Source organism: Paenibacillus albiflavus, from assembly GCF_004344915.1.
GTDB classification, from domain to species: Bacteria; Bacillota; Bacilli; order Paenibacillales; family NBRC-103111; genus Paenibacillus_AM; species Paenibacillus_AM albiflavus.
Genome location: NZ_SKFG01000010.1, coordinates 219,742 through 242,226, shown reverse-complemented (window position 1 = coordinate 242,226; position 22,485 = coordinate 219,742). Strand labels below are relative to the sequence as shown.

General features: G+C 42.1%; 20 protein-coding genes. 18 read left to right on the top strand and 2 right to left on the bottom strand.

Going from position 1 to position 22,485, the window contains the following annotated elements:
- Positions 1 to 36: 36 nt before the first annotated feature.
- The 11 genes from E0485_RS12160 to E0485_RS12110 all read left to right on the top strand — a co-directional run bounded on the left by E0485_RS12160 (position 37) and on the right by E0485_RS12110 (position 12,191).
- Positions 37 to 297, top strand: coding sequence for an IreB family regulatory phosphoprotein (locus tag E0485_RS12160; protein WP_132418312.1), 261 nt, complete (start codon positions 37 to 39; stop codon positions 295 to 297).
- Between the two features lie 12 nt (positions 298 to 309).
- Positions 310 to 732, top strand: a complete 423-nt coding sequence (ruvX, locus tag E0485_RS12155) for a Holliday junction resolvase RuvX (protein WP_132418311.1) — start codon at positions 310 to 312, stop codon at positions 730 to 732.
- 6 nt (positions 733 to 738) lie between these two features.
- Positions 739 to 1,044 (top strand): DUF1292 domain-containing protein, encoded by a 306-nt coding sequence (locus E0485_RS12150; protein WP_132418310.1) that lies wholly within the window; start codon positions 739 to 741, stop codon positions 1,042 to 1,044.
- Positions 1,041 to 1,334, top strand: a complete 294-nt coding sequence (locus E0485_RS12145) for a DUF1292 domain-containing protein (protein WP_132418309.1) — start codon at positions 1,041 to 1,043, stop codon at positions 1,332 to 1,334. Before E0485_RS12150 ends, E0485_RS12145 begins: the two co-directional genes overlap by 4 nt.
- A 59-nt stretch (positions 1,335 to 1,393) precedes the next feature.
- Positions 1,394 to 2,503, top strand: a complete 1,110-nt coding sequence (gene mltG / locus E0485_RS12140) for an endolytic transglycosylase MltG (protein WP_132418308.1) — start codon at positions 1,394 to 1,396, stop codon at positions 2,501 to 2,503.
- A 19-nt stretch (positions 2,504 to 2,522) separates the two neighbouring features.
- Positions 2,523 to 3,452 carry a peptidase U32 family protein gene (locus tag E0485_RS12135; protein ID WP_132418307.1) on the top strand — a complete coding sequence of 310 codons (930 nt, stop codon included), beginning with the start codon at positions 2,523 to 2,525 and terminating at the stop codon, positions 3,450 to 3,452.
- A gap of 30 nt (positions 3,453 to 3,482) precedes the next feature.
- Positions 3,483 to 4,772: a peptidase U32 family protein gene (locus tag E0485_RS12130; RefSeq protein ID WP_132418306.1), complete on the top strand. Its 1,290-nt coding sequence runs from the start codon at positions 3,483 to 3,485 to the stop codon at positions 4,770 to 4,772.
- A gap of 258 nt (positions 4,773 to 5,030) precedes the next feature.
- Positions 5,031 to 7,124: a methyl-accepting chemotaxis protein gene (locus E0485_RS12125; RefSeq protein ID WP_235857542.1), complete on the top strand. Its 2,094-nt coding sequence runs from the start codon at positions 5,031 to 5,033 to the stop codon at positions 7,122 to 7,124.
- Positions 7,125 to 7,294: 170 nt separating this feature from the next.
- Positions 7,295 to 9,337 (top strand): methyl-accepting chemotaxis protein, encoded by a 2,043-nt coding sequence (locus E0485_RS12120; protein WP_132418305.1) that lies wholly within the window; start codon positions 7,295 to 7,297, stop codon positions 9,335 to 9,337.
- A 136-nt stretch (positions 9,338 to 9,473) separates the two neighbouring features.
- Positions 9,474 to 11,288: a peptidoglycan D,D-transpeptidase FtsI family protein gene (locus E0485_RS12115; protein ID WP_132418304.1), complete on the top strand. Its 1,815-nt coding sequence runs from the start codon at positions 9,474 to 9,476 to the stop codon at positions 11,286 to 11,288.
- An 84-nt stretch (positions 11,289 to 11,372) separates the two neighbouring features.
- Entirely contained in the window at positions 11,373 to 12,191 is an 819-nt protein-coding gene (locus tag E0485_RS12110) for a lipoate--protein ligase family protein (protein WP_132418303.1), read from the top strand.
- On the opposite strand, the gene E0485_RS12105 is transcribed toward E0485_RS12110, so the two are convergent.
- On the bottom strand, positions 12,164 to 12,910 hold the full coding sequence (locus E0485_RS12105; protein WP_132418302.1) for an alpha/beta hydrolase: 747 nt from the start codon (positions 12,908 to 12,910) through the stop codon (positions 12,164 to 12,166). The two genes, E0485_RS12110 and E0485_RS12105, sit on opposite strands and share 28 nt — an antisense overlap.
- Before the next feature lie 212 nt (positions 12,911 to 13,122).
- On the opposite strand from E0485_RS12105, the gene pdhA reads away from it, so the two are divergent.
- From pdhA to lpdA, 4 genes are all read left to right on the top strand, one after another.
- Entirely contained in the window at positions 13,123 to 14,202 is a 1,080-nt protein-coding gene (pdhA, locus tag E0485_RS12100; RefSeq protein WP_132418301.1) for a pyruvate dehydrogenase (acetyl-transferring) E1 component subunit alpha, read from the top strand.
- A gap of 94 nt (positions 14,203 to 14,296) precedes the next feature.
- The gene (locus E0485_RS12095) at positions 14,297 to 15,274 is read left to right on the top strand and encodes an alpha-ketoacid dehydrogenase subunit beta (RefSeq protein WP_132418300.1); all 978 of its coding nucleotides are present in this window, start codon (positions 14,297 to 14,299) and stop codon (positions 15,272 to 15,274) included.
- Positions 15,275 to 15,423: 149 nt separating this feature from the next.
- A complete protein-coding gene (locus E0485_RS12090) occupies positions 15,424 to 16,701 on the top strand; it encodes a dihydrolipoamide acetyltransferase family protein (protein ID WP_132418299.1) in 1,278 nt (425 codons plus the stop codon).
- A gap of 4 nt (positions 16,702 to 16,705) precedes the next feature.
- Positions 16,706 to 18,127, top strand: coding sequence for a dihydrolipoyl dehydrogenase (gene lpdA, locus E0485_RS12085; protein WP_132418298.1), 1,422 nt, complete (start codon positions 16,706 to 16,708; stop codon positions 18,125 to 18,127).
- Positions 18,128 to 18,197: 70 nt separating this feature from the next.
- Here the strand turns inward: lpdA and E0485_RS12080 are convergent, their stop codons facing one another.
- Positions 18,198 to 19,103 carry a diacylglycerol/lipid kinase family protein gene (locus tag E0485_RS12080; protein ID WP_132418297.1) on the bottom strand — a complete coding sequence of 302 codons (906 nt, stop codon included), beginning with the start codon at positions 19,101 to 19,103 and terminating at the stop codon, positions 18,198 to 18,200.
- 170 nt (positions 19,104 to 19,273) lie between these two features.
- Between E0485_RS12080 and E0485_RS12075 the strand changes: the two genes are divergently transcribed.
- From E0485_RS12075 to E0485_RS12065, 3 genes are all read left to right on the top strand, one after another.
- Positions 19,274 to 20,647, top strand: a complete 1,374-nt coding sequence (locus E0485_RS12075; protein ID WP_132418296.1) for an ABC transporter substrate-binding protein — start codon at positions 19,274 to 19,276, stop codon at positions 20,645 to 20,647.
- A 119-nt stretch (positions 20,648 to 20,766) separates the two neighbouring features.
- Complete coding sequence (locus E0485_RS12070; protein ID WP_132418295.1) at positions 20,767 to 21,657, top strand: carbohydrate ABC transporter permease; 891 nt, start codon at positions 20,767 to 20,769, stop codon at positions 21,655 to 21,657.
- Complete coding sequence (locus E0485_RS12065) at positions 21,657 to 22,484, top strand: carbohydrate ABC transporter permease (RefSeq protein ID WP_132418294.1); 828 nt, start codon at positions 21,657 to 21,659, stop codon at positions 22,482 to 22,484. The genes E0485_RS12070 and E0485_RS12065 overlap by 1 nt, the downstream gene beginning before the upstream one ends.
- Position 22,485 lies beyond the last annotated feature (1 nt).

The following is a 22,485-nucleotide window of genomic DNA, read 5'->3' as shown; positions in this document are numbered from 1 at the left end:
GAATACAGGTTTATGATAAATTGGGGGGTGTTTGCGGTGAATTCGATGGACAGAACGATGAAGTTCAACATGAAAGCTGATGAAATCGACATCTCACCTCAAGAGGTATTGCTGACGGTATATAATGCTCTCCAGGAGAAAGGCTATAATCCGATTAACCAAATCGTAGGTTATTTACTTTCAGGGGATCCTGCTTATATCCCGCGGCACAACAATGCGCGCAGCATCATCCGAAAGCGAGAGCGTGACGAGCTTATTGAAGAGCTGGTTCGCTCGTATCTAGTTCAGCATAAGTAGGCTCAGTATTTGATGTATCCAAGAATAATGGGGCTAGACTATGGTGACAAAACAATCGGAGTTGCTCTCAGTGACCCTCTTGGTCTGACTGCGCAAGGACTAGAGGTAATTCGCAGGGCGAAGCCAGAGCAAGATCTGCAGCGTTTGAAAGACATTATTGAACAGTATGAGGTAGAAGAAATCGTTGTTGGCTTGCCGAAGAATATGAACGCATCCATTGGAACGCGAGGCGAGCTCTGTATAGCTTTTGCTGACAATCTTCGAGATGAATTGAAGCTGCCTGTTCATTTATGGGATGAACGGTTAACTACAGTCTCAGCTACGAGAGCTTTACTCGAAGCTGATGTGTCTCGTAAGAAACGCAAAGCTGTCGTAGATAAAATGGCAGCTGGGTTTATTTTGCAAGGTTATATGGATTCTAATAAGAAGAGGTGAAAGGGTATGACTGATCATAACCAACGTGAAGAAGAACCGGAAATTATTTACATCCCTGATGAAGATGGCAACGAAGAAGAATTTGAGGTTATCTGCACGTTCGAAGTGGACGACACGGAAAAGAAGTATATGATGGTTGTTCCTGTCGAAGCCAATGAAGACGATTCAGACGAAGTTTACGCCTTTCGCTATGAAGAAGACGAGAATGGAGAAGACTTAAAGCTGTTTCCGATCGAAGATGAAGAAGAGTGGAAGATTGTTGAAGAGACATTCAATACACTAGTAGCTGAATCAGAGGACGGGCAATTATGAGTGTAACTCCAATCGATGTATTGCGTAATACTTATGGTGATGATATCATTTTAACGGATGAACAGGACGAATCTGTTGTATTCCGCCTTATGATGGAATTTGAATATAATGCCCGCAAATATGCCGTTTTGCAATCGGATGAGATGCAAAAGGATGATGAAGTTGAGCTGTTTCGGATTGCACATACGGACAATGGATACGAACTAGAGACGATAGATGACGACGATGAATGGGAAACCGTGTCGGAACTGTATGATGAGATAGCCTTTCCGATGAAGGATGAACTGTAATCGTTAAACCCGAGCGGAGCTAATCTCCGCTCTTTTTCCTGTTATTAAGGAGGTGGATTATGTCAAATGATGTCGAGTTTAATGAGGATAAACCCGATAAGCCTAGGAATATAGTTAAAAAGCTTCTGACCGCTTTCATAACACTCTTGCTGTTAGCGGCAATTGCAGCTGGCGGATTGTGGTACTACGTCACTGGAGAATTAAAGCCAACTACAGCTTCTGAGCAGGAGGTTCGAATCAAAATCGAGCCTGGATCAAGTCCAGCGATCATTGCGCAAAAGCTTGAACAGAATGGAATTATCCGTAATAATACGATTTTTGTATGGTACTTGAAGTGGAAAGGAATTGGCTCCAAGTTTCAAGCAGGCGAATATGCCATGAATCCTGGCATAACGAATGACCAGATCATTGAGATGCTGAATGCAGGACAGACTGTTAAAGAAGAGATGGTCCGTGTGACGATCCCCGAAGGCTATACAGTTAGACAAATTGCTGATAAATTAGCCGAGACAGGTCAATTTAGTGCAGAACAATTTTTGAAGATTGCGGAGTCAACTACAGGTCAGTATATAGCAGATGCATATCGTCAGATTCCTCAAGATTCATCGATCACACATCATCTGGAAGGGTATTTGTTCCCGGAAACCTACGAATTCGTGAAGGGTACGACCGAAGAGCAGGTTGTTGAACGCATGCTGCAAGAACTCGATAAGAAGCTGGCTACAATTGAGGGCTTGGATAAGCAACTGGATAAACTGGGTGTAAGCTTTCACCAAATGATGACGATCGCCTCGCTAGTGGAAAGAGAAGTCGTAGTGGACAAGGAGAGAGCGCTTGTCTCTGGCGTTATCTACAATCGAATCAAACAAAAAATGCCTTTGCAAATTGATGCAACGGTACAATATTTATTTGATAAGCCCAAAGAGCGTTTATTCGAGAAAGATCTTCAGATCGACAGTCCTTATAATACGTATAAAATCCCTGGAATACCGCCAGGACCTATCGGTTCTCCAAGTATAGAGTCGATCCGCGCTGCATTATTCCCAGAGGATACGAAATACTTATTCTATGTAACGAAGAAAGACGGTTCTAAAGAGCATTTGTTTGCTGAAACGTTCGAAGGACACAAGAAGAATATTGAAGAGAGTAAGAAACAGGCAAATAAGTGAATTAAGAAGGTGAGTATTTATGGTAAGACCTGAGCTTCTTGTTAGTGCAGGTTCCAAAGAAGAGATTAAGGTGCTGTTAAGTGCAGGTGCCGATGCCGTAGTCGTAGGAGAGCCAGCATTTGGCTTGCGTTTGCCAGGCACGATTACAACGGAAGATCTTGCTGAGATTATTCCATGGGCTCACGAACATGGTAAAAAGATCTATGTTTCCGTCAATACCGTAATTGAGAATCATAAAATTGCAAGTCTGAGCACTTACTTAAAGAAGCTGAATGATCTGCAGGTGGATGCCGTTATTTTTGGTGACCCCGCAGTTATTATGGCAGCAAAAGAGGCTGCTCCAGGACTCAAGCTGCACTGGAATTCCGAGATGACGACAACAAACTATGTTACCGCAGCATATTGGGGTGATAAAGGGGCATCCAGAGCGGTGCTTGCACGTGAGCTGAATATGGATGAGGTTTTAGAATTTAAACAGAATAGTGAGCTTGAGGTTGAAGTTCAAGTTCATGGACTTACGAATATTTATCATTCCAAGCGTGATTTGGTGGATAGCTACATGGGTCATCGGAACGTTCAGCAAGGTGCGGTTAATGCTTCTATGGACCGAGGCTTATTCCTAATTGAGCATGAAAGACCTAATGAGCGCTTTCCAATCTATCAAGACGAGAATGGCACACAGATCATGAGTTCTGACGATGTTTGCATGATTGAGAATTTGCCTGAACTATTGGATGGGAACATTGATAGTCTGAAGATCGAAGGATTACTGAAATCAGTTAAGTATAATGAAACAGTGGTACGTAATTATCGGGCAGCTATTGACAGCTATCTGGCTGATCCGGCGAATTATAAGTTTAAGGATGAATGGTTAGAAGAGATCCAGGAGCTGCAAGATCCTGATCGTGAGCTAACGTTTGGTTTCTTCTATAAAGAACAGGTTTATTGATTCGTACAAGGCAATAAAGGGGTGAAATTTATGAATACAACGGCTGTAGAGGCTAGAGCTAGAGCGACAAGAGTTCGTTTGGCAAAGCCAGAATTACTTGCACCCGCTGGTAATTTGGAAAAATTAAAGTTTGCGATCCATTACGGCGCAGATGCTGTGTTCATTGGTGGACAAAAGTATGGATTACGTTCTAACGCAGATAACTTTTCAATCGAAGAAATGCGTGAGGGTGTTGAATTTGCTAAATCCTACGGTGCACAAGTATTCGTAACGACAAATATTTTTGCGCACAATGAAGATATAGAGGGACTAGAAGAGTATTTAAAGCAGCTTGAAGAGGTTGGAATTGCGGCGATTATTGTTGCGGATCCGCTGATTATTGAGACTGCAAGACGCGTTGCGCCTAAGCTTGAAATTCACCTTAGTACGCAGCAATCGACGATGAACTGGCTGGCGATCAAGTTCTGGAAAGAGAATGGCGTAGATCGCGTCGTATTAGCGCGTGAGGCAAGCATGCAAGAGATTGATGATATCAAGAAGAATGTCGATATTGAAATCGAAGCGTTCATTCATGGTGCGATGTGCTCCGCTTGGTCGGGACGCTGCGTGCTATCCAATCATTTTACAGATCGTGACTCCAATCGTGGGGGCTGCTCGCAGTCTTGCCGCTGGAAATATGATTTGTACGCGAAGGATGTACCTTTGGCGGATGGTCCGCTTGTCCAAGGAATTCCTGTGTTTAACGAGGATGATGATCCGTTCTCCATGGGCTCTAAGGATATGTACATGATCGAGCATATTCCAGATATGATTGAATCAGGCGTTGATTCTTTCAAGATCGAAGGCCGAATGAAGAGTATTCACTACGTGGCAACAGTTGTGAATGCGTATCGTCAAGCCATTGACGCGTACTTTGACAATCCAGAGGAATATGAGATGAAGCGTGAGTGGCTTGAAGAAATTTATAAAGCAGCTAATCGTCCGCTTAATACTGGATTCTTCTATAAAGTGCCCGGAACTTCAGAGCATATCTATGAGCCGGAGGATAAGGCGGTAGGTTATGATTTTGTAGGACTCGTTACGGCTTATGATGAAGCTACAGGCATGGCTACAATTCAGCAAAGAAATCATTTTAAACCAGGGCAGGATGTAGAATTCTTTGGTCCCAATGGGACTCATTTCAAACAAACGGTTGAGGCCATTTGGGATGAGAATGATGCGCCGCTTGACGCTGCAAGACATCCATTGCAATTGATTAAAATGAAAATGAATCAACCTGTCCATGTATGGGATATGATGCGTAAAAAAACAGGAAAATAGTTTAGCGGATCAAGAAGAAACGGCTTCGCTGTCCTTATAGGACGGATGCGTTTCTTAAGGTTAATCAGAGGAAGTATAGTGATAACTTATACTTTCTGATTAACTAACGCTAAGCTCTCCCCCTTAAACCCAAATTGTTTATGGGGGAGATTTTATTTTTGTAAAATTTAAAATTAGACAAATATTATTGCCGTATCCTGCCGAAATAGAATAAAGATGATCTAAATAATCCACTAAACGCTCTAGGAAGGTGATTGTGTGAATGCAGCAAAGATTAAACAGACATTATCCTCTATTGGTACCATACTTCAAAAAGCAGGTTCAACTCTAACACGTCTGTTTATTACCAATCCATTAAAATCAGTTGGTTCCAAGTTGTTCTTTATTTTCTTTATTTCTATTGTGGCGTTCGTTCTGACGGTAGGTTTGATCTCGTATAATATCTCAAAAAATATTATTTCCAAGAACGCTTCTGCGTCCTCTGTTTCTATGCTGCAGCTAGGACAGTCAAGTTTGGAATATTTCTATGATTCGATCGAGAAGGCTTCTCTACAAATATTTGCCTCATCCGATGTTCGCACCATGATGAGTCAGCTTAGCGAAACGGATCGTTCGTCCTACGAATATGTTACGCTTCGTGCGACTTTGTCGGAACGGGTGATGCCGATTGGCTTGGCGAATAATGCTATTCGTTCGATAAGCGTTGTTGGGAAAGACGGATCAATGGATGCTTTATATGGAAGTGCAATAATAGAAGTTGGCTCAAATAACGCTTGGATGCAGCAAGTTTATGATTTAAGTGGTAAGAGCATGTGGCTGCAAGGGGGAGAGAATAGCTTCAGTTCAGATACAAGCAAAATTGCATCTGCAAGAGCGTTGATTGACCCTTATACGAATGAGCAATATGGTCTTCTTTTGATAGAGGTTCCAGTATCCGAACTGATGAGCGAGATTTCCGATATTTCGCTCGGACAAGACAGTCAAGTTATGATCGTAACGGGAAATAACAAATTAATTAATCAGGTCGGTACTTATCTTCCTGGTCAGGATTCGCCAATAGCTTTAACAGACGATCAATTAAAAATCGGCAAAGACTCGTTCCAAACGAAAGACAATTTAGTTGCTTTCGCCGGATCGGAAGTTAGCAACTGGACGCTAGTTGGCGGCGTGCCTATCGAATCTCTGACTCGCGATGCAGCACAAATATTTGAATTAACGATCTATATGTGCCTAATTGCTGTAGTAATTGCGGTTATTATCGGATTAATCATTATTCGAATGATTGCTCGTCCGTTGGTGAATCTCATGGTGCTAATGAGAGAAGGAGCGGGTGGCAACTTAAATATCCGTGCAAATTATAAATCGAAGGATGAGATTGGTAGACTTGGTCGTACCTTTGATGAAATGATGCAGGAAATTACTACTCTTGTAAAACAAACGAATCAATCAGCACAAGAAGTGCTTGAGACTGCTGTTGAATTAACGAACACTTCGAAGACGACTGCAATTGCTTCTCGTGAGATTGCTGTTGCGACTGAACAAATTTCAGGTGGTGCTGCTGGTCTTGCGATGGAATCTGAGAAGGGCAGCGAGCTTACTCAACGCATTGGGGATAAGATGAAGCAGGTGATCGATTCCAACGTTACGATGGGAACCGCTGCATCGAATGTTCGGACCTCCAGTGAGAACGGTATCCAGTATATGAATGATCTAAATAGTAAAACGCAAGCTGCAGATGATATGATCCGCTCGATGGTACAGAAAGTAGACGAGTTAAAGAACAGCACGCAATCCATTGTCAAAATTCTGGATGTGCTTAACAAAATGACGAAGCAAACGAATATATTGTCGTTGAATGCGACGATTGAAGCGGCACGTGCAGGTGAAGCAGGCAAAGGATTTAGAGTTGTTGCCGATGAGATTAATCAATTAGCGATACAGTCCAGACAATCGATCGATGTCGTCGCTCAAATTACAGAAACGATCCAGACTGGCATTAATGAGACAGTAACTGTACTCGGAAGTGCATATCCAATTTTCCAAGCTCAAATAGAGGCTGTGAAAGAAGCAAGTATTATTTTTGCTCATGTGCAAGAGGATATGGGTGGATTTATTAATCAGCTTAGTGAGGTCAGCGACTCAATTGTTGAGCTGGATGAATCGCAAAATGTGCTTTCGGTTGCCATGATGAACGTGAGTGCAGTTGCAGAGGAATCGCTCGCAACATCTGAAGAGGTAGCATCGTTAAGTTCTGAGCAGCTTACGATTTCTGATAATCTGGTTCGTCTATCAGACAAGCTTGAGCAGCTATCGAATAGCTTAAAGCAATCCTTATCAAAATTTACATACTAAAATTACAACAAGGGGCTTGCATTCTATTAAGAGTGCAAGCTTTTGCTTTATTTTACTCTAAACCGACTAAATATTTTCTGAATATTTAGATAAAAATCGATTTTAAACAAGGAAATTAGTTGCTTATGTCGAAAATATAACAACAGTTTATTGAAGGGTAGGTAATAAATGTGAACTTTAATCGAAAGGTATTGCATCGAATTCGTAAAAGTAACCCTTTAAGATCTGTTGGTTCTAAGCTTTTTATTATTTTCTTCATTTCGATTGCAGCATTCGTACTTGTAGTCGGGATGACATCCTACTCAATTTCTAAAAACGTCATTGCTAGCAACGCATCGGAATCCTCTGTGGAGGTTCTAGAGATGGCGCAAATCAATTTAGAATACTTTTATCAATCATTTGAGAAAGTATCTAAACAAATTGTGACCAACTCCGAAATTAGTAAGTATTTAACGGAAATAGATAACATAGAGGACAAAGCATCGTTTGATCATTTTTCCAAAGTCAGTAAGCTTTCAGAGAAGGTTATGCCCATTGGCCTTTCAAACTCAAGCATCAAAGGAATAAGTATCATGAACCCTAAGGGTGAGCTGCTAACGGTTTTTGGCAGTGCATCACAAATTAAGGATACAGGTTGGACGAAGAATTTGGATCCACTACAAACTGAATCGGTCTGGCTGCAAGGTGGTCCAGATTCATTCACGAATTCAGCTGATGTAATTGCGATTGCAAGAAGATTTGTGGATGCTTATACGCTTGTCGATCATGGGATAGTAGTGATCGAGATTCCAGTTAAGGAACTTGCTAAGGAGATGTCGAAGGTCACATTGGGCAATGGTAATCAAGTTATGATTGTAGACAGTCATAATACCATCGTTCAAGCGTCAGAATCACTCGAACCTGGTATGCCATCGCCAATTCAGCTAAGTACAGAGCAGCAGGCGATGGACAAGGATTCGTTCTTGCTTGACGATCATTTGATTGCTTTCTCCAAATCATCGAACAGCGGCTGGTACTTAGTAGGTACGATTCCAACAGATTCGCTTATTCAAGGTGCACGACAAATTCTAACGAATACGATTTATATGTGTATCGGTGCAGCGATACTCGCTATACTTATCGGCTTTCTCATGATTAGACTGATCGCTCGTCCGCTAGTTAAATTAATGGGCTTTATGGGAGAAGGCGCAAATGGGAATCTCAACATTCGCTCCAACTATAAATCCAAGGATGAAATAGGACGATTAGGCCGAAGCTTTGATCGAATGATGGAGGAGATCACGAATCTCGTGCAGCATACGAATCATTCCGCTCATGAGGTACTAAAGACTGCTGAAACGTTGACGAATGCTTCGAGAACGACAGCACTTGCCTCTCGTGAGATCGCGGTTGCGACAGAACAGATTTCTGGTGGTGCGGCTGGACTTGCAACAGAGTCTGAGAAAGGATCTGAACTTACACAGCAGATCGCAGACAAAATGAGGAATGTGATCGAATCGAACACGAGTATGAGTGAAGCAGCTCATGAGGTACGATTATCAAGTGAGCAAGGCATTCAGAATATGCAGCATCTGAACACCAAGACGGAAGCCGCTGATGAGATGATTCGTTCGATGGTCAGCAAAGTCGATCATTTGAACAAGAGTACACAATCCATCGTTAAAATTCTTGATATGCTCCATTCTATGACTAAGCAAACGAATATTTTATCGTTGAATGCTTCGATTGAAGCTGCTAGAGCTGGATCAGCGGGTAGAGGGTTCAAAGTCGTAGCGGATCAAATCTACCAGCTCGCTGCAGAGTCAAGGGAATCGATTGATATCGTAGGTCAAATTACAGAATCTATCCAGAATGGAATTCAAGATACGGTGCAAGTGCTTGCTAGCGCGTATCCTATTTTTCAAGAACAGATCGATGCGGTTAAAGAGACAAGTGCTATCTTGCAGAAGGTGCAAGGGAATATGGGCAACTTTATTGGGCAGTTAAGCTCAGCAAGTGAATCCGTTGCCGACTTGAATCAATCGCAATCTGTGCTATCTGCGGCGATGATGAATGTGAGTGCTGTAGCCGAGGAAGCGCTTGCGACATCCGAAGAGGTAGCTTCACTAAGTTCTGAGCAGTTAACGGTATCAGATAACTTGGTTCAGCTATCGGAGCAACTGGAACAGTTATCGGACTCTCTTCATCAATCTTTATCTAGATTCAGGGTTTAGGATGAAAGCAGCAGATTTGGTTCTGCTGCTTTTTGGTGTTTTTTCATCCATTTCATGATTAATAAATCGTGTATGTTACCAAAATATGGGGCGATACTAGGTAGTGACAGATTAGAAATAGAGATGGTGAACATACATGATGATAACAAACCCCAAGAAGCAAGTAAGATTTAGAATGTTCATTACCTTGCTCACGTTAACTACCTTTATTGTGTCGATCATGGTAAGGCTATTCTGGATTCAAATTGTAGCGAATCGCAATTATTCGAGTTATCGGGTTGATTTGGTACGAAATTCAGTCATTCAGAGGCAAAAAGGCGTTGTACTAGATACTGGTCGTGGACAATTCTACGACCAACATATGCAGCTTCTTACAGGTGAACTGAAGTCAGCTCTAGTTGCATTTCCCATTACAGCGGAAGATAATCGAGTGGCAGAGCAGGCAATTAAACAGTTAGCTGTTATTTTAAAAACATCAGAAGCGGCTTTGGCCCATTGGATTCGATCTAATAAGCAACCCTCGTTATGGAAAGGTTCCAAGGATCAACGCATGACAGAAATAGATGAGAATCAAATCGAACAAATTAATCGGATGGGCTGGCCTTATGTCCAAGTTGTACAAGTTCATGATCGGTATCGCGATAATTTGGTTGCTTCTCATTTACTCGGTTATATTGGTCAGGACCCTGAGCGGATTGCTTCTCAATATAAAAACCAGCTTGATCGAGGAACCCTAAGTTTGTCTAGTGAAATTGGGGGCGCGGGCTTGGAGAAAACGATGCAGCACTGGCTGCGCGGTGATGGCAGTACTTCTTTATCTTTGTTCGTTAATTCGCGAGGGCAATATATACAAGGTTTAGGTGCGCGTACAGTTGGGGGAGATAGCAGGCATTATCCCTTGAAGGTCGTCACGACAATCGATATGTCAGCGCAGCAAATCGTGGAACGATTATTGAAGCAGTCAGGAATAACGGAAGGAGCAGTTGTCGTCCTTGATCCAGTATCAAGTGACATAGTCGCAATGGCCAGCATGCCATCTTTTAATCCCTATCAAGTGGAACCGGAGAAGCGTAACTGGAACAATCATGCGATCCAAATGGCAGCTCCAGGATCAATCTATAAAACAGTGATAGCTGCAGCTGCATTAGAAGAAGGTGTCGTAAAGAAGGATGAACTGTTTGAATGTACGGGTTCACTTGGCAAATATCATTTTCATTGCTGGAAAAAAGATGGTCATGGTCTCTTGACATTAGAGGAAGCATTCGCTGATTCCTGCAATATTGTTTTTGCGAAGATAGCAGAGCGGCTAACGGATCAGCAGATTGAAAAATACGCCAAGAAACTTGGTCTTCTATCGACAGTAGGCTGGTCTGGCAAAGTAAGTGGAATGAAGGGAATATTCGAGCAGCTGGATCTGGAGGATGCGGGACAATTGTTTGCAGCAGGAACAATGCGATCGGATGAAGGTGTGCGCATCCAGACTGCAATTGGTCAGCGGGATGTTAGGGTCACTCCGCTGCAAGCAGCTAATCTTATTGTTACGCTATTGCATGGTGGTATCGTGAATCAAACAAGAGCAGTAACAGAAATTCAGTTCCAGAACGATACGCATTATGTTGATTTTGAGCCAAGCATGTTAGTCCGAAGAAATGAAGGGATATCGATCAGAACCTCGAGCAAGCTGCTAAGCTGGATGCGTGAAGTTGTGACAAGCGGCACAGGTCAAGCCTTGCGGTCAGCGAAGTGGAATCTGGCAGGGAAAACAGGAACGGCTGAAACCATCGTTAATGGGCAGGAGCGCGTGAACCAATGGTTTATTGGATATGGTCCTACTGAGTCACCAAAGTATGCTTTTGCCATTGTAGCAGAGAATATATCACCTCAAGCTCCGAATTTAGTGCTGCCTCTAACACGGAAGATAATGGATGCATTTGCGGATAATGCGGATTAACCTTTACAATAGATGAATGAATATGGCTTACGACCACATACATGCTATATTTGTTTACTTGTTAAGATTAGGGGATGAAGTTAGATGCTTGATATTTTACGATCTGCCCGTTTGCTGGATCGAAGTTCAGATCTGGCGGGTGGCGATATATTATATCCATTCGCGCTTGAGGAGCTATTGTGCCGTGAGGTGGGAAAAGGTGCTGATCCGATTGTCCATCTATGGAGACATCCTCGTGCATTCGTTATGGGATTACGCGATAGCAGGCTGCCTGGTGCAGTTCAGGCCAAGTCGAGTTTAACTGAACAAGGATATGCAGTTACAGTTAGAAATTCAGGCGGTGCAGCAGTTCCATTAGACGCAGGTGTAATTAATATGACGATCATTATTCCGAAAGCAGAGGGGAAGATTGATTTTCATGATGACTTTGAGCGGATGTATCAGCTAGTTAGCAGAACGCTAAGTAACTGGACGGATAAAGTTCGCAAAGGAGAAATAGGCGGTTCGTACTGTCCTGGGGATTACGATCTAAGCATTGACGGACGCAAGTTCTGTGGAATTGCCCAGCGGAGATTGCTTAAGGCGATCGCCGTACAAGCCTTCATCGTGGTTGAAGGGAAGGGAATGGACTATGCGGAAGGAGCTCAGGCATTCTATGAGCAAGCAGCATGCGGCCAGGAGGCTGATTATCCGCAGGTTACTTCGCATTCCATGGTTTCTTTAGCAGAAGCAATTGGTGAACATGTGACGGCCCAAAGTTACCTAGAAGAAATTAAATCAACGCTGAATCAATTGGAGGCTGACAAAATCATGAAGCTAGAACAATTGCCAGCCCCAACTGATGTAGAATCGATGATCGGAACGCTAAGAGATCGTTACGATATTCCATCTCCAAGAAAATAATGCAGGGCGTCAGACATTTCTTTTTGCCAAAAACCCCATAAATGCTGACCAGGCTTCTCGATATAGAGAAGCTTTGTTTGTTTTTGATCCAGAATTTCCTTCGTAAGGCGATTTTCAAGTACGAAATCAAAAGTACCGCGCTCTGTTGCGACAGATGTTTCATCGGTGCCGATAATCATAAACATTTGCAGCCAGGAGAGATCCTTGTGCTCAGCAAGTGCTTGCTGGGTAGATTTCAAATAAGCGCCAGAGAAGGATATTATTTTACAAAATAGGTCATCATAACGTAAGGCTAGGTGTAGAGAAACGGTTGCTCCGAGTGAATCCCCCGCTAATATCCTTTCGTCACGGTCAGTTCGAACAGGGTAATGCTGCTCTACCCATGGGACAAGCTCTTCTGCCATAAAGCTGATATAGGCTTGATGACGATCACCATCGGGTGCATACTCTGCAGTGCGATTGACGATGTTAACGTCTACACCGACGATAATAGCAGGCTCAAGCCCTTCATCGAGAATTCCGCGGGTCATAAAGGTGGCAATTCTACCGAAATTGAAAAACTCCTCACCATCCTGACAATAGATAACGGGATAGGTTAGAAGCTCGTTATAGCCAGGAGGTAAATATATACGTAAAGATCTCTCCTCATTTAAAAATGTAGAGGAAATTGTTTTTTTCTCGATGGTCCTTTTGTAAAAGCGGGATAAATCGGAATCCATAGTAAGCTGCCTCCTACTCGCTGTGATTTTTGTCATATAATAGTTTTTGTAAAAAGGTCAAACTGTATTATATGAAATGTTAAACTGTAGTATATGAAATATTTTCATTATTGTTTTTATTACATTGATAGTGTACTTTTTACAAAAACAGAACTATAATAATACTATAACAGATCTAAACTAACATTAAAATATACTTTGAGGTGAATGGAATGAGTAAAGTACTCAGCAAGTTGAACTATGAAGTAAGTTCTGAAGATATTTCTCCATTATCAGTGCTTGCCCTTGATGGTTCGATTGAACATGAAGAGAAAATGCCAAACCTAAGTGATGATCAGCTTCGCGAATTGATGAGAAGAATGGTGTTCACCCGTACATGGGATGAGCGTGCGATAAATTTAGGTCGTCAAGGTCGTCTTGGTTTCTACGCTCCTGTATCTGGACAAGAAGCTTCGATGGTTGGTTCAGAATTTGCTCTTAACAAAGATGATTTCATCTGCCCTGGATACCGTGATATTCCTCAGTTGGTATGGCACGGACTTCCAATGTACCAAGGATTCCTATACTCCAGAGGTCACCAGCATGGTGGACAAATTCCTGAGGACGTACATGTCTTAATGCCTCAAATTATTATCGGTGCTCAAGTGCTTCATGCAATGGGTATCGCAATGGCGTTCAAACTTAAAGGTGAAAAACGCGTAGCTATTACTTATACAGGTGACGGAGGAAGCTCTGAGGGCGACTTCTACGAAAGCTTGAACTATGCTGGAGCTTTCAAATTACCTGTTATTTACTTTGTTCAAAATAATGGATACGCGATTACAACTCCATATGCGAAGCAAACTGGTGCACAGTCAATTGCACACAAAGCGCTTGCAGCTGGTATTAAAGGTGTTCAAGTAGACGGTAATGACGTGCTTGCTGTTATTCAAGCTGTTACTGAAGCAGCAGAGCGTGCTCGTAACGGTGAAGGTGCTACCTTGATCGAAGCTATTACTTACCGCTTTAAGCCGCACTCCTTAGCGGATGATACAACTAAATACCGTACGAAGGATGAAGAAGCTGAGTGGTCTGAAAAAGATCCACTAGTTCGTTTCCGCAACTTCTTAACGAAGAAAGGTCTTTGGACAGAAGAAGAAGAAGCTAGCGTGAAGGAAGAAGCTAAGGCAACTGTTGCTGAGCAAATCAAGAAAGCAGAAGCTACTGAGGCTATGACAGTTAATGGCTTGATCGATTCCATGTTCGAGCAAACACCTAAGCATTTAGAAGAACAAAAAGCTAACTTCTCATAATAAATAACGCAATTAAATCAGATGGATTTTCTATATATGAATAAGCATACCAAGTCTCATAAGGAGACTTCTAACTAGGGAGGCAGTGACTAGCATGGCTCAAATGAACATGATTCAAGCGATCAAAGACGCACTGCGCGTTGAGCTCGAGAGAGATAAGAATGTACTAATTTTTGGTGAAGACGTAGGACATGTAGGTGGCGTATTCCGTGCTACTGAAGGCTTGCAAAAAGAATTTGGCGATCATCGTGTATTCGATACACCGCTTGCTGAATCAGCAATCGGCGGTATGGCTGTAGGTCTTGGTATTCAAGGCTTCCGTCCAGTAGCTGAGATTCAATTCGTAGGTTTTATTTACGAAGCTCTTGACCAAATCGCAGTTCAAGCAGCCCGTATGCGTTACCGTTCAGGCGGACGTTACAATTCACCAATCGTATTCCGTACACCATTTGGCGGTGGTGTAAAAGCAGCGGAATTGCACACAGATTCTTTAGAAGGACTACTTGTCCAAACACCTGGTATTAAAGTAGTTGTTCCATCTAATCCTTATGATGCAAAAGGTCTAATGATCGCAGCTATCCGTGATAATGATCCTGTATTCTTCATGGAGCATTTGAACCTATACCGCGCATTCCGTGCTGAAGTACCAGAAGGCGAATATACAGTTGAAATTGGTAAGGCGAATGTTGTACGTGAAGGATCAGATGTTACGATCATTACTTACGGTATGATGGTTCATACTTCCGTAAAAGCAGCAGAAGAGCTTGCTAAAAACGGTGTAAACGTAGAAGTAATCGACCTACGTACTTTAATGCCGCTTGATATCGATACAATTGTTGAATCGATCAAGAAAACAAATCGTGCAATTGTTGTTCAAGAAGCTCAGCAAACATCTGGTATTGCGGCTGAAGTTATTGCACAAATCAATGAAAAAGCAATCCTGCACCTTGAAGCGCCAGTGCTTCGTGTTGCTGGTCCTGATACTGTTTATCCGTTTGCTCAAATCGAGGATGTCTGGTTGCCAAATCCAGCTCGTATTATGGATGCAGTTAAACGTGTAATGGAATTCTAAATCACTTATACCTAATAAGCATCTGCTTCTGAACAAATTTAGCTTATACAACATCATGTTCCTTACACCTTAGAGTTGAGCAAATTCTTTTCTGAAGCAGTTTTGCTTGTTCATAAATCCCAAAACCAACTTGTAGGAGGTCATCTCTCGTGGCATTGTTTGAATATAAATTTCCAGAGCTAGGTGAAGGTATTCACGAAGGCGAAATCGTCAAAATGAACATCAAACCAGGCGATAAAGTCGACGATGAAACAATTATTATGGAAGTACAGAATGATAAGGCAGTTGTTGAAGTGCCTTGTCCAGTAGAAGGTATTGTAAAAGAAGTGAAAGCAACTGATGGCCAAGTGTGCACAATCGGTGAGGTTGTAGCGATTATTGATGTAACTGGCGAAATGCCAGCAGGTGCTGAGCCAGTAGCTGAAACAGCAGCTCCAAGTGCTCCAGCAGCAACTCCTGCAGCATCAGCTCCAGCAGCGGCAGCGGCTCCAGTAGCTTCCAGCAGCAAAGATGTTCTTGCGACTCCAAGCGTACGCAAGTTAGCTCGTGAGAAGGGCCTCAACATCGCTGACGTTCCAGCTACAGGCAAGAATGGCAAAGTAACACGTGAAGATGTTGAAGCATTTGCAGCAGGTGGCGTAGCTCCAGCAGCAACACCGGCAGCAGCTACTACAGCAGCGCCAGCGGCAGCAGCTAGCACACCAGCAGTTGCAGCAGCAGCTAACTTGGCTGAAGAACGCGTACCATTCAAAGGTATTCGCAAAGCGATCTCCAATGCAATGGTTAAATCCGCATACACAGCTCCACACGTTACGATTATGGATGAAGTTGATGTAACTGAGCTTGTAGCATTCCGTGCTAAAATGAAGCCAGTAGCTGAGAAAAAAGGCGTTAAAGTAACATACCTTCCATTCATCGTGAAGGCTCTAGTTGCGGCATGCCGTGAATTCCCAGCGCTTAACGCTTCAATTGATGAAGAAAAACAAGAAATTGTTTACAAAAAACACTATGATATCGGTATTGCAACAGATACAGATAACGGCTTGATCGTTCCTGTCATCCATGAAGCAGATCGTAAAAATATTTGGAACGTCGCTGCTTCCATTACTGACCTAGCTACACGTGGACGTGATGGCAAGCTTGCTCCTAACGAAATGAAAGGCAGCACAATTTCAATTTCAAATATTGGATCAGCTGGCGGCATGTTCTTTACACCGATTATCAACTATCCAGAGGTTGCAATCTTGGGTACAGGACGTATTACAGAGAAACCTGTAGTTAAAAACGGCGAAATCGTAGCTGCTCCAGTAATGGCGCTTTCCCTAAGCTTTGACCACCGTTTGATCGATGGTGCTACAGCACAGAACTTCATGAATTACATTAAAAAATTACTTGCTAGTCCAGAACTGTTCTTAATGGAGGTGTAACACAATGGTAGTAGGAGATGCTTCTTTAGATATTGATGTGTTGGTAATTGGTGCAGGTCCTGGTGGCTACGTTGCCGCTATCCGTGCAGCACAATTAGGTAAAAGTGTTCTTATCGTTGATAAATCGGAATGGGGCGGCGTTTGTTTAAATCGCGGTTGTATTCCTTCAAAGGCTCTAATCTCAGCTGCTCATCGTTATGAGCATATGACACACTCCTATACAATGGGTGTAACTGCAGAGAATGTATCCGTTGATTTTGGTAAAGTTCAAGAATGGAAGGGATCCGTTGTTAAGAAATTAACAGGCGGTGTTGCAGGTCTTCTTAAAGGTAACAAGGTTCAAATGTTCAATGGCGAAGTAATGTTCATTAATGAGAACGAAGCACGTGTATTCAACGATCAAGAAGCGCCGCGCTATCGTTTCCAACATTGCATCATTGCAACAGGTTCCCGCCCGATTGAGCTTAAGCCATTCCCATTCAGCGGACGTATTCTTTCTTCAACAGAAGCGCTTGAATTGAAAGAAATTCCGAAGAGCATGGTTGTTATTGGCGGAGGCTACATCGGTATTGAGCTTGGTCAAACATTTGCTAAATTCGGTACAAAAGTAACGATCCTTGAAGGCTCCAAGTCAATTCTTCCAGCTTCCGAAGCTGATATGTCCAAGCTTGTTGCGAAGAATCTTGATCGCTTGAAAGTAGATGTATATACAGAGGCACTTGCACAGTCTTCTGAGCAAAACGATAAAGAAGTTACCGTTACTTTCACTGCTAAAGGTGAAGAGAAGAAAGTTACTGCTGAATATTGCCTAGTAACAGTAGGTCGCCGTCCGAACACGGATGGAGATCTTGGTCTTGAGCTTGCAAACGTTAAGGTTGGAGAGCGCGGTCTAATCGAGATCGACAACCAAGGTCGTACAAGCAATCCTCACATTTACGCAATTGGTGATATCGTTGCTGGTCCTGCACTTGCTCACAAAGCAAGCTATGAAGGTAAAGTAGCGGCAGAAGCGATCGCTGGTCTACCAAGCGTGATCGACTATAAAGTGATTCCGGCTGTTGTGTTCTCAGATCCTGAGATTGCTTATGTTGGATATAGCGAAAAAGAAGCGAAAGAAAGCGGCATTAATGTTGCAGTAGGTAAATTCCCTTATGTAGCTAATGGACGTGCGCTTTCTATGGACGTATCCGATGGTTTTGTGAAGGTTATTGCGAACAAGGATACAGGAATTATCCTTGGGGCACAAATCATTGGTCCTGAAGCTTCCAACCTGATTTCTGAAATGTGCTTAGCGATTGAAATGGGCGCAACTCTTGAAGATGTTGCTATGACAATCCATGCGCATCCAACACTTGGTGAAATTACAATGGAAGCAGCTGAAGTTGCTCTTGGTCACCCAATTCACCAAATCGTTTCTGGAAGATAATTAATTGTACAAATAAAGGCTATTCTCTTGAAGAAATAATCTTCAGGGAATAGCCTTTTTTCTTCTTGTGTTATTTAATGATACTTAAAGCCTGTTTGAGCACACGGATTTCAAAATTGGAATTGGCTAATGCTTCACCATCGGCTTGCACTTGCTGTGGAGAATCTGGTTTTAGTTCAATATGTTTTCCTCTCAGTATGGTTACCGCTGGATGATGAATATGTGTACCTGAATAAATGGAACGAAATATCGAGATTAGCTTCATTTTATTATTGCAATGAAAGACGGTTACATCTACTTCTCCGTCATCACTGACTGCATGAGGGCATACCTTCATCGCCCCGCCGAAGTAAGGTGCATTGGAATTAACAATCATCCAAACAGAGGAAAAATGATACGCTTTACCATCTACAATGATGTCTGCGGAATAAGGGCGGAATGTAGCAAACGCCTTAATAGCTGAAATAAAGTAGGATAGCTTGCCTAATTTGAAATTATTAAGAGCTTTCTTGTAAGTCGCTTCATTCGTATATCTCGCTACTACGGCATCGAACCCAACCCCAATGCAATTGAGTGCAACGGTGCCATCAACTTCCAATAAATCGAGTTTACCCCCATCTTGATTATTAAGAATAAAGTTTAATATTTGTATGGGATCAGACGATAAACTGTGGCTTCTGGCAAAATCATTTCCAGTTCCTCCTGGTATATGACCAAAACGAACGTTATGCAATTGACCTGATTGATAGAGTCCATTAGCAGCTTCATATATTGTTCCGTCTCCGCCAATTGCTATTAAGGTATCAATGTTGTGCTCACTTAGCAGATCTTGTGTCAAACGGGTTGTCTCACCGCGTTGTTTGGTGATTCTATAGGCGTAATTAACGCCTCGATTACGTAATTCACGCTGAATCTGATTCCAGAGAGTTAAGCCTCTACCGTAACCTGATGCAGGGTTAATAATAAAACCTAGCATTTATACACCTCTTCTATTGATGGTAATTTAATATTATCGTAATTTCAGGCTTTGTAAAGAAGAAGAGGATTTTATCCCTATTTAGTGGAAATATTCACCTGTGAGGATAGCATATTCCCGACTATACTTTGAATTGTAAGAGTTATTTAAAAATATCGGGAGGTCAAAAGATGAAAAAATCAGCAGTAACTATGGTTTCTCTACTTACAGTAGGGGCAGTATTAGCTGGATGCAGCAAAGAAGCAGCTCCATCAGCAAGCTCACCTACGCCGGCAGCACCAGCTGCATCAACGGCACCTGCGTCGACTCCAGCTCCTGAACAAGCTAAGCCTTTTACAGTTAAACTTCGCCACATCATGGTTAAAGAAACACAAATGAAAGAATTAGATCGCATGAAAGGTACGAAGCAAAGACTTGAAGAGTCTATACCTGGATTGACATTAGAACTTGAAGGACTTGAAGAGCAAGTTCACCGTTGGCAGAAGCTGCGTGCTGAAATGTCTGCAGGCAATCCTCCAACAATTTTCAACTTATTCGGTGGTACAGACATTAAGGATTTTGCAAAGACAGGCAACTTGCTTGACATCACACCGATTATTGATGAGCTTGGCATTAAAGATCAATTCTGGAATTTATCTGAATTTACAGTAGATGGCAAAGTATATGGCTTGCCGCTAGCTGGCTTCGTAGAAGGTGTATTCTATAACAAAAAGTTATTCGCAGATAACGGAGTTGAAATTCCTAAGGATCTAGCAGGTTTAGAGAAAGCTGCCGAAACTTTCAATTCCAAAGGTATTACCCCGTTCGCACTTGGTGGTAAAGATGCATGGGTAATTGGTATGCCTCTTAATACAACTTGGGTACGTATGGCGGGTACAACGATCACGAAGGATATTCAAGATGGCAAAGCAAAATGGACGGATCCAGGCGTAGTTGCCGGATTTGAGAAATTCCAGGATTTTGTTAAAAAAGGCTACTTCTCTAAAAATGCACTTGGATTAGGCTATGCACAAGGACAAAATGAATTCCAAACGGGCAAAGCTGCGATGATCTTTGACGGAGCTTGGGCTGCTGGAGCATTTACAGATCCTGAGCGTACGCCAGTTGCGGCTGATGTAGGATTCTTTGGCTTCCCAGGAATTGGTGGCCCTGGAGATAATGCAGTTAACTCTTCATTCTCCAACGGTTATGGTTTCTCTGCTAAGGCAAATGAGCAAGAGCTAAAAGTTATTAAAGCGTTTATTAAAGACGTATATTCCAAAGAAATGCAAACTGCACAAAACAAAGAAGACAGCTGGTTGCCGTCCATGAAGTTCGAAATCGATGGTGCTAAGCCAATTATGAAGGAAATTATGGAGTCCACGTCTGGCAAGGACTTATTCCCAGCGTTTGACTCAGAGGTTCCTGGTAAAGTTAACAACGCAATCCAAAGTGCAGCACAAGAACTATTAGGTAATAAAGGCTCTGCTGCTGACATTTTGAAGAAGCTGCAAACTGTTCAAGATGAGGCAAATGCAGAAGCTGCTGCTAAAGCGAAGAAATAATAGCGATTACGGCTGAAGGTAACGGGTATCACCGTAAAGTGATACCCGTTGCTTTATTAGTCTTATAGAATTGATAACTAACGTCTCGTAGTTTGACATAAGGGAGGTTTGCCAACGATATGAACAAAACATTACGCAATCCGAAGGTATATATCCTTTTTCTGATTCCGACCCTCTTGTTGTATTCCGTTTTTTATTTGTATCCCGTGTTCAATACGATTACATATGGATTTACCTTGTGGGATGGTGTGAATTCACCCATCTTCATTGGCTTAGACAACTACATCAAGGCTTTTACCAGAGATGATGTGTTCTGGACTGCTTTTACGAATAACATTATTTTTGTGCTCTTTTCTGTATTTATCCAAATTCCGGTTATTATCTTGATATCAGTTTTGATTTCAGAGGTTAGAAAGTTTTTTGGTTTTTACAAAACCGTTGTTTTCTTGCCAAGTATCTTATCAACTGCTGTTGTTGGCGTATTGTTCTCATTTGCTGTATTTCATCCTGATCTTGGAATGATCAATCAGTTTTTGAATGCAGTTGGGCTTGAAAGTTTAACAAGGGTATGGCTAGGAGATGAGAGCACGGCATTCCTATCCATCCTAATTACGAATGCTTGGCAATGGACAGGATTCTATGTCGTACTTGTTCTGGCGGCTATTCTTGGAATTCCGAAGGAAATTTATGAGGCGGCAGATATTGATGGAGCAACCATCTTTCAGAAATTAAGGCTTATCACAATTCCGCTGATTCGTTCCGTTCTGATGGTTATTATTTTGTTATCGATCACCGGAGCTATGAAAGCTCTTGATATTGTACTTGTCATGACGAATGGAGGACCATTTAATTCTACGGAGTTAATGGCAACACATATGTATACGTTAGCTTACAAAAATGTGGAGTATGGATATGCCAATGCGACTGCCAATATCATTTTTATATTTACGATTGGTATCACATTGATTTATAACTTTATTGCGAAGAGAATAGGAGATGTGGAGAGCTGATGGGAAAATCAAAAAAAATAATAATCCACATATTTCTTTGGCTCTATGTTCTGTTTACGCTCTATCCAATATTCTTTGCATTTCAGAACTCTTTTAAGACATCTGCGGATGTCATAAGCAGTCCGTTTAGTCTTCCGTTTACTACATTTACATTAGAGAATTATATAAAAGTATGGGAAGTAACGCCTGTTTTTCGCTATTTCCTTAATAGTATGTATATTTCCGTTGGCGCTAGTGCTGTCTCTATGATTCTAGCTTCAATGACGGCTTTTGCTATTGTTCGTATGCGATTTAAAGTTGCAAGCAAGTTTGTCACGCTATTTGTTGGAGCAGCATTGATGATTCCAGGTAGTTTCTTGCTGATACCACTATATTTCTTGCTCGTTAACTTACATCTGGCTGATACACCATGGGCACTATTGATGCCGTATATCACATTCGGAATTCCGCTTAGTGTATTCATTGTTAGTGCATTCTTAAGATCGATTCCGAATGAGCTTGAAGAAGCGGGTGTCATGGACGGCGTGAGCGCGTTTGGCCTATTTATTCGAATTATTTTACCAATAACGATGCCTGCACTTGTTACGATCTTTATTTTAAGCTTCCTTGGCAACTGGAACGAGTTCATTATGGCTTCATTCTTCCTATCAAGCGATAAAATGAAGACACTTCCTGTTGCGATGGTTGCCTTCCGAGACTCGATGCAGCTTAACTATGGTAGATTGTTTGCATCTACGATGTTTAGTATCGTTCCTGTTATTGTGATTTACGCCTTCTTACAAGAAAAAATTATTGAAGGGGTTACAGCAGGGAGTATTAAGGGTTAAA

Bases quoted from the DNA above. Each gene is read 5' to 3' on its own strand.
- ruvX (WP_132418311.1), top strand. From the start codon at position 310: ATGTATCCAAGAATAATGGGGCTAGACTATGGTGACAAAACAATCGGA.
- E0485_RS12150 (WP_132418310.1), top strand. From the start codon at position 739: ATGACTGATCATAACCAACGTGAAGAAGAACCGGAAATTATTTACATC.
- E0485_RS12145 (WP_132418309.1), top strand. From the start codon at position 1,041: ATGAGTGTAACTCCAATCGATGTATTGCGTAATACTTATGGTGATGAT.
- mltG (WP_132418308.1), top strand. From the start codon at position 1,394: ATGTCAAATGATGTCGAGTTTAATGAGGATAAACCCGATAAGCCTAGG.
- E0485_RS12135 (WP_132418307.1), top strand. From the start codon at position 2,523: ATGGTAAGACCTGAGCTTCTTGTTAGTGCAGGTTCCAAAGAAGAGATT.
- E0485_RS12130 (WP_132418306.1), top strand. From the start codon at position 3,483: ATGAATACAACGGCTGTAGAGGCTAGAGCTAGAGCGACAAGAGTTCGT.
- E0485_RS12115 (WP_132418304.1), top strand. From the start codon at position 9,474: ATGATGATAACAAACCCCAAGAAGCAAGTAAGATTTAGAATGTTCATT.
- E0485_RS12110 (WP_132418303.1), top strand. From the start codon at position 11,373: ATGCTTGATATTTTACGATCTGCCCGTTTGCTGGATCGAAGTTCAGAT.
- E0485_RS12105 (WP_132418302.1), bottom strand. From the start codon at position 12,910: ATGGATTCCGATTTATCCCGCTTTTACAAAAGGACCATCGAGAAAAAA.
- pdhA (WP_132418301.1), top strand. From the start codon at position 13,123: ATGAGTAAAGTACTCAGCAAGTTGAACTATGAAGTAAGTTCTGAAGAT.
- E0485_RS12095 (WP_132418300.1), top strand. From the start codon at position 14,297: ATGGCTCAAATGAACATGATTCAAGCGATCAAAGACGCACTGCGCGTT.
- lpdA (WP_132418298.1), top strand. From the start codon at position 16,706: ATGGTAGTAGGAGATGCTTCTTTAGATATTGATGTGTTGGTAATTGGT.
- E0485_RS12080 (WP_132418297.1), bottom strand. From the start codon at position 19,103: ATGCTAGGTTTTATTATTAACCCTGCATCAGGTTACGGTAGAGGCTTA.
- E0485_RS12075 (WP_132418296.1), top strand. From the start codon at position 19,274: ATGAAAAAATCAGCAGTAACTATGGTTTCTCTACTTACAGTAGGGGCA.
- E0485_RS12070 (WP_132418295.1), top strand. From the start codon at position 20,767: ATGAACAAAACATTACGCAATCCGAAGGTATATATCCTTTTTCTGATT.
- E0485_RS12065 (WP_132418294.1), top strand. From the start codon at position 21,657: ATGGGAAAATCAAAAAAAATAATAATCCACATATTTCTTTGGCTCTAT.